The following is a 12,245-nucleotide window of genomic DNA, read 5'->3' on the forward strand; positions in this document are numbered from 1 at the left end:
AGACCCCCCGCCCCGCACGTGACACCATCGGAGACGTGCTCGACATCGGCTACTCCCTCTCCCGGCGCTTCCCCGACCCCCCGCAGACCGACTACCGCTCGGCGGACGTCCGCTCGCTGCGCCACGACCTGTTCTGCGGGGACGTCTACCTCGCCGACACCAACGCGGACCGGGAAGTGTCCACAGCCTGGGGATGGGTGCCCGTACTGGACTTCGCCTGGGCGCTGTGCGACATCGTCGAGCAGCTCGACCAGGACCCGCGCGGCAGCCGCGCCGCCAACCGGCAGTACGCCGAGATCGACTTCACCGAGTCCTCGGACCGCATGCTCTTCGAGCGCCGCTTCGGGTGGGTCGACGTCGAGGCCGACTGGATGCCGTCGGAGGAAGCCCCCCTCACCTTCAGCCACCGCCTGCTGCGCCGCGAAGCACGGGACTTCCTCCACGACGTGATCGCGGACCTCGTCGACATGCACGACGGCCTCGGCGACAACCCGGTCATCTGGACCCTCCAGTCCCGCTTCCCCCGAGTCCCGGCCTGACCCCTACCCGACGCCCCGGCCACCCCACCGGGCTACCGGGCTACCGGGCTACCGGGCTACCGGGCTACCGGGCCAACGGCTGCCGAGCCACCGAGCCAGTGTCCTGCCGGACCACCGGGCTCCCGGGCTCCCGTCCTGCCGGACCACCGGGCTGCCGAAGCTGCCGTCCGGACGGACCACGGGCCTGTCCGGGCCGCCGGACCACCGGCCTGCCGGGTCTGCCGGCCACTGGCCTGCCCGGGGCTCCCAGGCTCCCCAGGCTCCCAGGCTCCCAGGCTCCCAGGCTCCCAGGCTCCCAGGCTCCCAGGCTCCCGGACCAACGAGCCACCGGCCTGCGGGGCTGCGGAGTTGCCGGGGCTGCGGAGCTGCCGGGGCTCCCGGCCTGCCGGACCACCGCCCTGCCGGGGCCGCCGGGCCGTCGGGGCCGCCGGGCCGTCGGGGCCGCCGGGCCGTCGGGGCCGCCGGGCCGTCGGGGCCGCCGGGCCGTCGGGGCCGCCGGGCCGTCGGGGCCGCCGGGCCGTCGGGGCCGCCGGGCCGTCGGGGCCGCCGGGCCGTCGGCCTGCCCGGTCTGCCGGGCCCGGCCGGCCTGCCGGGTCTGCCGGGTCTGCCGAGTCTGCCGAGTCTGCCGGCCACTGGCCTGCCCGGGGCTCCCAGGCTCCCGGACCAACGAGCCACCAGCAGCCTCCCGGACCACCGGCCTGCCGAGCTGCCGAGCCACCGGCCTGCCGGGACTGCCGGGCTCCCGGGCTCCCGGGCTCCCGGGCTCCCGGGCTGCCGGACCACCAGGCCCGCCGGACCACCGCCCTCCGGGGCCGCCGGGCCTGGCCGGCCACCGGCCTGCTGGGGCTCCCGGACTCCCGGACCAACGGCCTGCCGAAGCTGCTGGGCTGCCGGACCATCGGCCTGTCGGGCTACCGGGCCACAGCCCCGCCAGGCCGCCAGGCCGCCAGGCCGCCGCGAACGACCGGCCGGTCGGCCGGTACGGTCGCACTCTTCGGGTCCGGACGGCCTGGAGTCCCCGTGAGGCACGCCGACCAATGACCGATCCCGCGCACGCCCCCGCGGCGGACGCCGCGACCGCCGCCCGCGTACGGCTCGACCGCGCGCTGGCCCGGCTCGCCGTCACCTTCCGCGGGATGACCGCCCCGGCCGGCGAGGGCCAGTGCGACTGCCACTGGGGCAGTACGGAGGAGCTCGCCCTGCTGAAGCTCCCCGGCAGGGACGGCAGGGACGGCAGGGACGGCACGGACCTCGACCCCGACCTCGTGCACCGCACCTGGAGCGCCCCCGACTGGAGCGACCACGGCGCCGTGCTGCGCCGCGTCCTGCCGCAGTTCGCCCGCGAGCTGACCGCCGGCCTCGGCGCCTACGCGTGGGACGTCGACCGGGTCGGCGACTCGTTCCACCGCGCCGAGTGGCAGCAGTGGCCCGCGCCGCAGAGCGCGGCCGTAGGGGAGTTCCTGCACGCCTGGTGGGCCCACACCCTCCTCACCCCGGACCCCGCCCTCCCCGCACGTGAAGTCCTCCAGATGTGCACCGAAGCCTCCGGCACCATCGGCCCCTGGCTCGCGGACTGGGAGACCCTCCACCACCCGGTCGCCGACCGGCACCTCGCCGACACGGTCGACGCGTGGGAACGGGACCTCCTCTGCTACGCGCTCCCCTGGTACACGCGGACCTTCCGGCCGGACGAGGAAGAAGCCGTACGCACGGAACTGACCGACTGGCTCGCAAGCCGCGCACCCGCACGCCTGCACGCCCACGGCGCCCCCGCAGCGGTCCTCCACACCGTGCGGCTGCTCGGCCTCACCGATGCCGACCGCTGGAACGACCCGCACTGGCCGTACCCGTAACCCGCCCGACGGCGCCCGCTACGGGACCACCCTCAGCCCCAGCTGCGCAGCCATCGCCGGCGCCAGGCCGATGAGCTGCGCCGGACTGATCACCGCCCCCGCCAGCGCCTCCACGCCCCGCGCGATCTCCAGCTCCGCGACCCCCCTCAGGTCCACGTCCGCCATCCGCGCCCCCGAAAAGTCCACCGACCGCAGCTCACAGCCCCGGAATTCCACCCGCTCCAGCACGGCGCCCGCGAAGTCCGGCTCCACCAGCACGCACCCCTCGAAGACCACGTCCTTGAGCCGCGCCGTGCGCAGGTTCAGGTAGTCGATCTTGCCCCCGCGCACGAGCACCCGCTCCAGCACCGCCCCGTGCAGCTGCACCCCGCCCAGCCGGGCGTCCAGCAGCTCCACGTCGCGCAGCGAGGCCTGCGACAGGTCCGTCCCCACCCCGCGCACGCCGTCCAGCACCGAGTCCAGGATCCGCGCCTTGGCCAGACCGGTCTCGTCCAGCACGCAGCGCCGTAGCGCGCAGTCCATGAACCGGGCCCCGCGCCCGTCCCCGCCCGCGAGGTCCACCTCGACGAGCTCCAGCCCGTCGTAGTCCCCGTCCGGCTCCAGCCCCGGCCCCGCGTCCTCCCACCCGGTGAGCTCCGGCAACCGCACCTCCGGCCGCCGCGCCGCCTTCACCCCCTGCTGCTGCCGCTGCTGCTGCCCCTGCTGCCGCTGCTGCGTCTTCCGCCCGTCCCGCGCCATCGCCATCCCCCCATCCTGGCCCACCCCTTGACCTCAACCCCGCTTGAGGTCCGAGGCTTCACCCATGCCCACACCCACGCGGCCCACCACACCCGCCACATCCACCACATCCACCATGCGCGCCATCCGCCTCCACGCCTTCGGCCCCGCCGAGAACCTCACCTACGAGTCCGTCCCCCGCCCCGTCCCCGCCCCCGGCCAAGTCCGCATCGCCGTGACCGCCGCCGGCGTCCACCTCCTCGACACCGCACTGCGCCGCGGCGTCCAGGGCCCGCCCGCGCCCCTGCCCGAACTGCCGACCGTCCCCGGCCGCGAAGTCGCCGGCACCGTCGACGCGCTCGGCCCCGGCACCGACCCCGGATGGCTCGGCCGGCCCGTCGTCGCACACCTCGGATTCACCCCCGGCGGCTACGCCGAGTACGCCGTCACCGACGCCGCCCGGCTGCACGCCATCCCGCCCGGCCTCGACCCCGCCACCGCCGTCGCCATGATCGGCACCGGCCGCACCACCCTCGGCATCCTGCAGTTCGCCGAGCTCGGCCCCGGCTCCGTCGCCCTGATCCCCGCCGCCGCGGGCGGCATCGGCACCCTGCTGGTCCAGTACGCCAAGCACGCCGGAGCCACCGTCGTCGCCCTCGCCGGCGGCCCCGCCAAAACCGCCCGCGCCGCCGCCAACGGCGCCGACCTCGCCCTCGACTACACCGCCCCGGACTGGGCCGACACCCTCCGCGCCCACCACCCCGACGGCGCCACCGTCCTCTTCGACTCCGTCGGCGGCTCCGTCGCCCGCACCGCCCTCGGACTGCTCCGGGACGGCGCCCTCCACCTCGTCTTCGGCTGGTCCGGCGGCCCCCTCGCCCTCACCGGCGCCGAACAGTCCGCCCTGGACGCCCGCGGCATCACCACGCAGCACGTCCTGGGCCCCGAAATGCTCCGGCGCGCCGGCGGCGAGAACCCCCTGCGCCTCCTGGAAACCCGCGCCCTCACCGAAGCCGCCACCGGCCGCCTGCGCCCCGCCCTCCAGCGCTACCCCCTCGCCGCAGCCGCCGCGGCCCACCACGACCTGGAGACCCGCGCCACCACCGGCAAGGTCGTCCTGGAACCCTGAGCGGCTACGCGGCTACGCGCCCCCGAGCTCCGCCAGCGCCCCGTCGGTCAGCCGGTACACCGACCACTCGTCCTGCGCACACGGGCCCCCTGGCCTGCCTTGTGTGGGCTGCAATGGGGGATGGACCTAATACTCCAGTCATACTCCGCGATCTGGTTCGATGGCCCACTGGGGCGACTCGCCTCGGACGAATCGCAGGGGGGACAGATGGACGAGCGCGCGGTCATGCTGAACATGCTCGCTCAGAAGTTGCGTCCGATCGAGCAGGGTGTCGAGTGGTTCGAAGCTCTGCCAGCTGAGAACCAGTTCGAGGTTTTGCGGGATCTGTGCGGACACTGCATGCAAGCCCGCGCAACGGAGGAGGACGGGCCGGGGAGCGTGCGACGCGCCGGTCTTCGGCCGACGTACACCCCAGCGGTGCTGATCACGCGTGGGCAGCTGAACGTGCAGCTGGAGAGGATTATCAATCTGCCGCAGGACGAGCGTGTGAAGTCATTTCGGCTGTTGGTCGCGCTCTTGTGGGTGGCGGACGAGCGTCGCCGGGAGCGCTTCTGCGCCGACGGGTGTGGTCATGCCTGGCACCAGTTGGCGGGTGGAACCGATTCGGGAGCGGCCACCGCGTGATCGTCGAGGGTTGTGCGGACTTCTGAAGATGGTGCAATGGCCGCGGAACATGGCGTAGACCCTGCTTGTTGGCGGGCACTGATCGACCGTCGCCACTACCTTCCCGAGCGCACCTGGAAGTCCGGTTACTCGGAGGCCCGAGCGGCCACGGTCCGTCCGACCGTCCGCCGGCCGGAGCGTCCGCACCCGGGAGACCTCTGATCTGATCTCCGTTCGGTCGCTGGAATCGCTGTAACTCCGAGTGATTCCGACCTGGGGGAAGCCCCCCGGATCGAGCCGAGACAGATCGAAGCGTGATGGCAGTCCGCTGTCTGTACGGGTTCCACGGTCCAGCAGCCCGGGTCCGCTGACCACTCGCACCCGCTCCGACCTGCGACTACTAACCCTTTGCAAGGTTCACGTATGCCCGCCGAACCGCCGCTACTGCCCTTTCGGCTCACCTTTCGTCTCAACCGAACCTGCCCCCTGTTCCCTGGCAAACGCCGGGAGCAGGGGGCTTCTTTGCGTCGCGTCCCGAGAATCATTGCGAATCAAGCAGGACAGGGAGCCCGTGCCCGTCCCATCCTGGTCAGGACTTGTCCGCTGGTGGGAGGGGAACGGCAATGGCACGGCGACTCCGGTTCATCGGTACCAACTCCGGCAACGACGGATGCCCGACCCTGTACGAGGACCTGGACACCGGGGAGGTCTTGGTCCAGGGCGACGCGGTGACCGACCCCCACGACGTGGCGCAGCTCCGGAACGTCAAGGATGGGGAGGGGTTCGTGGTCGTCCCGCGCGTGCTCCTGGCCGACTTCGCGCCCAGGGACGCGGAAAGGACGCCCGTGCTGATCAGCTTCGAGGAGTTCGCCGGGATGTTCCGGACCTTCGCGCGCACCTCCTGGCGCCTGGAGACGCGGCGTCGCTACCAGTCGGACGAGGAGACGGAAACCTACCAGCGGTTCGTCCGGGGTGAGGACGCCGGCTGGAACCTGAACGACCCCTGGTGCGTGTCCCGGCGTGAACAGTCCACCCTGGGCAAGCGCTTCGAGCGGGTACGGATCGCCGACAACCCGCCCACCCCCGGCCAGCGCTACCTACTCGACAACGCCCGCCGCAACAGCGCGGTGGGCGAGGACATCCGCAACCTGTGGCGCTCCGATGCCGAGCGGCTCCAACTCCCCGACGACGACTTCTGGCTCTTCGACTCGCGGGTCATCGCCCGGCTCCACTTCGATGACGACGACCGAATGACCAGCGTCGAACTGGTCACGGACCCTGTCGAGGTCGCCCGCGCCTGCCAGGTCCGGGACGCCGCGTGGCATCACGCCGTCCCGTACGAGACCTTCGCGGAACAGGTGCCGTCCGCCGAGTGAGCACCGACTTCCAACAAGCAAGAGTTGCCCTCGGTGCGCGGCTGCGCGAGCTGCGCACCGATCGGCGGCTCACGGGACGCCAGTTGGCGGTCCTGCTCGGCTGGACCCAGTCCAAAGTCAGCAAGTTGGAGACAGGCCGCCAGACCGCGACGGCGGACGATCTGGTGGCCTGGGCGGACGGCACCGGCCATCCAGAGGCGGCAGAGGAGCTGATCACCCGGCTGCGGAGCCTGGAGTCCCGCTCCCGGGCCTGGCGCAGACAGCTCGCAGCCGGCCACAAGCCGGTCCAGGACACGCTGACGGCCGAGTACGAGCGTACGAGGACGTTCCACGTCTGGCAGGGCTCCACGGTCGTGGGGATTCTCCAGACCGCCGAGTACGCCCGCCACGTCTTCACCCGCTATGCCGACCTCCACCAGTCCGTCCGGGACACCGAGGAAGCCGTACGGGCCCGCGTGAAGCGTCAGGAGATGCTCTACGAGCCGGGGCGCACGTTCCACATCGTGATGTGGGAGGCCGCGCTCCGGGCTCTCGTATGCCCTCCTCCCGTACTGGCCGCCCAGCTCGACCGCCTGGCGGGAGTCCTCGGGCTGGACACCGTCTCCCTGGGCATCGTCCCGTTCGGTGCCTCCCTGAAGATCCCGCCGGCCAACGGTTTCTGGCTGTACGACGACCGCCTGGTGATCGTGGAGGACTGGCACGCGGAACTCTGGATGGACGACGCGGACAGCGTCGGCGTATACCGGAAGGTCTGGCAGGCACTCTCCGATTCGGCGGTCTACGGCGCCGACGCCCACCGCGTGATCGCCCGCGCCCGGCGCGCTCTCGACACCGCCTGAGAATCCCCCGGAAGATCACGGACCAGCTCAAGAATCCCGGCGAATCAGCCCCCACAGAGCCAGGTGCTCAGCCCTAGCGTCCCTCTCATGGACAGCTTGCACGAACTGGAGACAGTGACCCCGAGCACGGTCGTGGAGTCGCTGCGCGAATCGCTGATGGCCGCTGGAATCGTTCTCCCTTCCCTCGGCATCGACCCGGCACCGCCGGGCCCCGGCCTGGTGAGGCTGGGAAGTGTCCGCCTCGACGTCGCGATAAGGCTGGCGCAGGTCGTGAAGCGGGGAAACACATGAGCTCCCGGGACAGCCAGGAGAGCCGTACGGAATCCACTTGGGTGCGGTTCGAGGGCCCGGACCTGAGTCCCGGCAACGCCTTGAAATGGCGTCCGTGCGAGTGCGGACAACCGGTCTGCCCGGAGTACCGACCGGCCACCGGCAGCACCCAGCGGCTGAACGCCAAGGTGACCGAAGCGAACCGGCGGAGCCGGGGGACGGCGCGGTGACCACCCCACCGGAACCTCGCCCAGAGTCCTGGGACGACATAGCGGCCCAGCTCCATGACCTCCGGGAACGCGGCGAATGGGCCGCCCAGCTCGCGCGCCATCTGACTCCGGGGAGTCCCCTCCTGGAATTCCTGGCGGAGGCCGGAGAGCGACAGGTGCAGGCCGCATCGCGGGCCGGGTTGTCCCTCACCCTCACAAACTCCGCCCCGGTGACCAGTACACCGCTCATCTGGGGCGGCCCACAGCACCACTCATCCATCACGAGAAGGAGCACGTTCATGGGCGGACAGCACGGCGGCGGATCGGGTTCGGGCCAGGGCGGAAGCCAGCAGGACGACGGCCAGTCGGGCGCCGGTCACGGCGGAGGCGGCTCGGAGGGCCAGGACTCCGGTCACAGCGACACGAAGGGCAGCGGCACCAAGTGACCGAACGCGCCACGACGGAGGCCGGCCCCCAGGGGTTGGCCTCCCGGCTCATGGATGCCGGGGCCCTGACCTCCGGCTGGCTCCCCGCCTACCAAGCGGTGCTCCGGGAGTCGTTCGTCCCGGATGCGATCTGGCCCGGTGTCGGCCCGGCCGACGGCGGACCGGTGGCGAGCATCGACCGGCGGACCGAGCCGGAAGCGTGGTTCCGCGCGGTCTACTCGGACACCTCCCTCACCACCCAGTGGGACGATGGAAGCCACGCAGGCTCCAAGCGGGGGAACATCCCGACGTGCAGCAACTCCCAGCCCGCCATGGTGTTCTCCATGCTGACGGCCCTGGACGTCCAGCCGGGCGCCAAGGTGCTGGAAGTAGGCACGGGGACCGGCTGGAACGCGGCGCTGCTGTCCGAACGGGTCGGCTCGGAGAACGTCACCACCATCGAGTTCGACCCGGAGAACACGGCCACGGCCCGTGCCCGCCTGGACGCCGCCGGCTACAACCCGGTGGCCGTGGTCGGTGACGGCTCTCAGGGCTGGGCGGCACGCGCGCCGTACGACCGGGTGCTGATCACGGCCTCCCTCCGGGAGATCCCGGCGGACATCATCCAGCAGACCCGGCCCGGCGGGATCATCGTCTCCCCGTACGCCACGGAGTACGGCGGGGAGGCCGTGGTCCGCCTGACCGTCCGGGAGGACGGAAGCGCGTCCGGCCCGTTCGTCACATCCTCCGCCTTCATGCGGCTCCGGCAGCAACGCGCGTACCGGACCCACGTGAAGACGTACCTGGGCGGGAAGCCGTGGCCGGCCGATGGCCGCCGGAGAACCACCTCCATGTCCCCCGCGGACGTGGCCGACTGGCTCCCGATGTTCGCCATCGGGCTCCAGACGGAAGGCATGTTCCCCTACCCGGAGAAACTCGACGGCGGGCGCTACACGCTCTGGCTCCGGGACACCCAGGTTACCTCCTGGGCGTCGATCGACTTCGTTCCCGGCGCGGAGGAGTTCGAGGTCTACCAGTCTGGGCCACGGGAGCTGTGGAGCGAACTCACGGCCGCCCACGCCTGGTGGGACGACCGGGGCCGCCCGGACTTCGAGCGGTTCGGGCTCACCGTGAACCCCGACGGCACTGCCTGGGCCTGGCTCGACTCCCCGGAACACCCGGTCCCGGCCGTCGGATAGGCGGACAGCCCACCCGGTGCCGCCTTCTCGCCGTCCCGGGCGGGCGTCCGGCGGCTACTCCGCCCCGCCCAGCTTTCGGAGCGCCTCGTCCATCAGCCGGTTCACGGTCCACTCGTCCATCGACACCGCTCCGACCGATCGGTAGGAGTCGATGGCAGACACATTCCAGTCGAGGACCGACCACTCCAGCCGCTCGTACCCGCGCTCCACACAGATCCGCACCAACTCCCGCAACAGCGCCTTCCCGTGGCCGCCGCCGCGCACGCCCGGACGGACGTACAGGTCCTCCAGTTGAAGTGTTCTCCCAGCTGAAGCCGGGAGATTCCTGCTTACCTTGCGGCAGCGGGCTTGACGCGCTTCGCGCGCCTGACGACTGCCCTCCCGGCAGCCGGGACGAGCGCAAGGCCCATCCGGTACAGGTGCAAGACGTTGCGGGCCGCGTTGTGGTCGGCGTTGCCCGACCATCCACAGTCCAGGTTCTTGCACACGAAAACGGCCTGGGACTCCCGGCTCCCGGGCGTGGTCAAGCCGCACGCTGAGCAGCGCTGGGAGGTGCCGGGGGCGGGGACCTTGTGCAGGGCGCCGCCGTGCCGGGCGGTCTTGTACGTCAGCATGGCGGCCGTCCGGCCCCATGCCTCCCCGCTGATGGAGCGGTTCAGCCCGGACTTCTGGGCGACGTTCTTCCCCGGCTCCTCGATGGTTCCCCTGGCCGACTTGACCATGTTCGTGATGGTGAGTGCTTCGACCACGACCGTGCCGTATGTACGGGCGATGAAGGTGGTCGCCTGGTGCTGCCAGTCCAAGGCCCGGCGCTTGGCTTTCGCGCGGAGTCCTGCGATCTGGTCGTAGGTGCGGTGCAGCCGGCGGCTGGCGTGCTCGCCGGGCTTGCGGTGTGCCTTGCGCTGCGCGGCGCGCTGCTCCAGACGCAGGAGCTTCGCCTTCTCCTTACCGGTCAGCCACTCGCCGTGCTCGTAGGTTTCGCCGTCGGAGAGGGCGATGGGCACGGTGACGCCCACATCGATGCCGACGTCCGGCCCCCGGTGGGGCGCGGGGCTGACCTCCAGGGTCTGGACGCGGAAGGCGATGTGCCAGCCGAGTGCGTCCTTGATGAGCCGGGCCCCGGTGATCCGATTCTCCACGTCGGCACGCTTGCCGACGGGCAGGTCTTTGGTCCACCGGAAACGGACCCGGCCCACCTTGGGGATATTGGCCATGCCCCAGCGGCGATGCACACGTGTGATGTTCAGGTCACGGCCCTGCGGAATGTCCACGGACATCACCGTGCGGAACCGCCCCTTGAAATTGGGGGCGTCTGCGCGGCCGTCCCAGCAGTTCTTCCACGCCTGGAAATACGTCTTCAACACCGCTTGCGCGGCCTGTGCCGGAAGAACAGCAAGAAAGTCGATGTCCTCGCGGGCCTGCCGGATCGCAGCATCCGCATTCGCCAGAGTCCGCTTATCCTTCGGCATCATCTGCCACCACGCGTGCAGACAGTTCCACATAGTGCGGGCGGCATGCGCCTGGCCATCAGTCTTCAACACCCCGGCAGGCGACAGCGTGAGCCGGGCGCAGTGCCCGAACTGCTGCTTGACCAGGATGTCTTGACTCACGATCGAGAACCTAGCACTGGCTAATGTCGCCGCGCTGGAACCCTCGTCCCGATGTACGCACCGGACGTCATATTGTTCACAACCTGCACGTTCACTTGGCTTTCGTCACCATGTACCGGCGGAAAGCATTCACCGACGTCATGCTGACCCGCACCGAAGAGATCACGCGGGAGTTCCGCGCCGACTCCGAAGCTGAGCTGAGCTGAGCTGAAACAGCTCAACGGCGAACAGGACCACGTGCACCCGTTCGCGCAATACCCGCCGAAGGCGCAGCCTCCCAAGCTGGTCCACCCCCTCAAGGGACGGGTACGTCGCTGACGACGGCGCTACGGATCATGCCTGCACCCTACGAGCCACCGCGCCCGCCCCTCCCACCGCGCCCGTCCCGCCCCAGCAGCGACTCCGCGATCCTCAGCTGCACCCCCGCCGGCCGGTCCCCGTCCTCCACGTCCCACAGGCAGTTCTGCAGCACCCGCCCCAGCGTCCACGCCCGCGCCCGTTCCCGATCCACCCCCACCGCCTCCGCGAGCGCCTCGAAGCGCCACCGCACCTCCCGCGCACCGAAGTTGTTGACCAGCGCCGGCAGCAGTTCGAACCCCGGGTCGCCGGAGAGCGGCTTCGGATCGATGGCCAGCCACGGCTCGCGCCCGCCCGCCAGGACGTTGTCGTAGTGCAGGTCCCAGTGCAGCAGCCGGTCCCCCGGCTCCCCCGCCACCTCCGCGAGCGCCGCCGCGCAGTCCGCGACGAGCCCCCGCTCCCGGCCGTCCCCCAGCTGCTCCAGCGCCCCCGGCACCGCCTCCAGCATCCCCGCCGCCACGTCCCCGAGCCGCCGCAGCCCGGCCGGCGCCGGGACCGCCGTCAGCCGGGCCAGCAGCCCGCCGACGACCTCCACCGCCCGCCCGGAGTCCCGTACGGCCTGCGCCGACAGGGGCCGGCCCTCGTCGAGGCGCTCCAGCAGCAGCGTGCCGGTCTCCGCGTCGTCCGCCAGCAGCCGTACGCAGCCCTCCCCCGCCCACGCGCGCAGCGCGAGGGCCTCGTCCGCGTTCTCCTCGTCCAGCGCAGGCAGCTTCAGCGCCGCCGCCGTCCCGTCGGCCCGCACCACCGGCAGCACCAGGGCCGTCACCCCGTACATCCCGGGCCCGGTCACCCGTAGCTCCCACCGCTCCAGGAACGCGGCCACCCGCCCGGGCAACGCGTCGACGAACGCCCGCCCGGCCGCGCCGTTGTCCCGCACCTGCGCCCGCGCGAACCCCCGGGGCACCCCGCCGAACCCACCACCATCCGAGCCGCCCACACCACCCGAGCCGCCCGAACCACCCGCCGTCGCACCGTCCATGACCCGACCCTAGGGCCTGTCGTCACACTCCCGTCTGGCTCGCCCTTCGGGCGACGACGGGAGTGTGACGACGGGAGTGTGACGACAGGCCCTAGCCTTCACCGACGAACCCGACGGCGCCGATCCGACAACCCACAAGC

The 12,245-nt window shown here is 71.7% G+C and carries 12 protein-coding genes and 2 pseudogenes; 10 read left to right on the plus strand and 4 right to left on the minus strand.

Annotated features, from left to right (window positions below; genetic code table 11):
- The first annotated feature begins 35 nt into the window (after nt 1-35).
- Nucleotides 36-539 carry a hypothetical protein gene (locus ACODT5_RS36050; RefSeq protein WP_385371296.1) on the plus strand — a complete coding sequence of 168 codons (504 nt, stop codon included), beginning with the start codon at nt 36-38 and terminating at the stop codon, nt 537-539.
- A gap of 1,037 nt (nt 540-1,576) precedes the next feature.
- Nucleotides 1,577-2,392: a hypothetical protein gene (locus ACODT5_RS36055; RefSeq protein WP_422523277.1), complete on the plus strand. Its 816-nt coding sequence runs from the start codon at nt 1,577-1,579 to the stop codon at nt 2,390-2,392.
- 18 nt (nt 2,393-2,410) lie between these two features.
- Here ACODT5_RS36055 and ACODT5_RS36060 read toward each other — a convergent pair whose 3' ends face one another.
- A complete protein-coding gene (locus ACODT5_RS36060) occupies nt 2,411-3,136 on the minus strand; it encodes a pentapeptide repeat-containing protein (RefSeq protein WP_422523278.1) in 726 nt (241 codons plus the stop codon).
- A gap of 109 nt (nt 3,137-3,245) precedes the next feature.
- Here ACODT5_RS36060 and ACODT5_RS36065 point away from each other — a divergent pair, with 109 nt between their 5' ends.
- The 7 genes from ACODT5_RS36065 to ACODT5_RS36095 all read left to right on the plus strand — a co-directional run bounded on the left by ACODT5_RS36065 (nt 3,246) and on the right by ACODT5_RS36095 (nt 9,159).
- A complete protein-coding gene (locus ACODT5_RS36065; protein WP_422525144.1) occupies nt 3,246-4,238 on the plus strand; it encodes a zinc-binding dehydrogenase in 993 nt (330 codons plus the stop codon).
- A gap of 207 nt (nt 4,239-4,445) precedes the next feature.
- Nucleotides 4,446-4,862 carry a DUF5958 family protein gene (locus ACODT5_RS36070; protein ID WP_422523279.1) on the plus strand — a complete coding sequence of 139 codons (417 nt, stop codon included), beginning with the start codon at nt 4,446-4,448 and terminating at the stop codon, nt 4,860-4,862.
- Nucleotides 4,863-5,464: 602 nt separating this feature from the next.
- On the plus strand, nt 5,465-6,217 hold the full coding sequence (locus ACODT5_RS36075) for a DUF6879 family protein (RefSeq protein ID WP_422523280.1): 753 nt from the start codon (nt 5,465-5,467) through the stop codon (nt 6,215-6,217).
- The gene (locus ACODT5_RS36080; RefSeq protein ID WP_422523281.1) at nt 6,214-7,056 is read left to right on the plus strand and encodes a helix-turn-helix domain-containing protein; all 843 of its coding nucleotides are present in this window, start codon (nt 6,214-6,216) and stop codon (nt 7,054-7,056) included. Before ACODT5_RS36075 ends, ACODT5_RS36080 begins: the two co-directional genes overlap by 4 nt.
- A gap of 87 nt (nt 7,057-7,143) precedes the next feature.
- Nucleotides 7,144-7,347, plus strand: coding sequence for a hypothetical protein (locus ACODT5_RS36085; RefSeq protein ID WP_422523282.1), 204 nt, complete (start codon nt 7,144-7,146; stop codon nt 7,345-7,347).
- A 487-nt stretch (nt 7,348-7,834) separates the two neighbouring features.
- Nucleotides 7,835-7,981, plus strand: coding sequence for a hypothetical protein (locus ACODT5_RS36090; RefSeq protein ID WP_266817403.1), 147 nt, complete (start codon nt 7,835-7,837; stop codon nt 7,979-7,981).
- Nucleotides 7,978-9,159: a methyltransferase domain-containing protein gene (locus tag ACODT5_RS36095; protein ID WP_422523283.1), complete on the plus strand. Its 1,182-nt coding sequence runs from the start codon at nt 7,978-7,980 to the stop codon at nt 9,157-9,159. Before ACODT5_RS36090 ends, ACODT5_RS36095 begins: the two co-directional genes overlap by 4 nt.
- Nucleotides 9,160-9,213: 54 nt before the next feature.
- Here the strand turns inward: ACODT5_RS36095 and ACODT5_RS36100 are convergent.
- Together ACODT5_RS36100 and ACODT5_RS36105 are read right to left on the minus strand one after the other, a co-directional pair.
- A pseudogene (locus ACODT5_RS36100) lies at nt 9,214-9,456 on the minus strand (N-acetyltransferase family protein); the annotation flags it as partial.
- A 32-nt stretch (nt 9,457-9,488) separates the two neighbouring features.
- The gene (locus tag ACODT5_RS36105; protein WP_422523284.1) at nt 9,489-10,769 is read right to left on the minus strand and encodes an RNA-guided endonuclease InsQ/TnpB family protein; all 1,281 of its coding nucleotides are present in this window, start codon (nt 10,767-10,769) and stop codon (nt 9,489-9,491) included.
- Nucleotides 10,770-10,792: 23 nt separating this feature from the next.
- Here ACODT5_RS36105 and tnpA point away from each other — a divergent pair.
- Nucleotides 10,793-11,072 (plus strand): annotated as a pseudogene (gene tnpA, locus ACODT5_RS36110) (IS200/IS605 family transposase); the annotation flags it as partial.
- 43 nt (nt 11,073-11,115) lie between these two features.
- Here tnpA and ACODT5_RS36115 read toward each other — a convergent pair.
- Entirely contained in the window at nt 11,116-12,105 is a 990-nt protein-coding gene (locus ACODT5_RS36115) for an aminoglycoside phosphotransferase family protein (RefSeq protein WP_422523285.1), read from the minus strand.
- Nucleotides 12,106-12,245 lie beyond the last annotated feature (140 nt).

This window comes from Streptomyces tatrensis (assembly GCF_049310065.1).
Classification (GTDB): Bacteria; Actinomycetota; Actinomycetes; order Streptomycetales; family Streptomycetaceae; genus Streptomyces.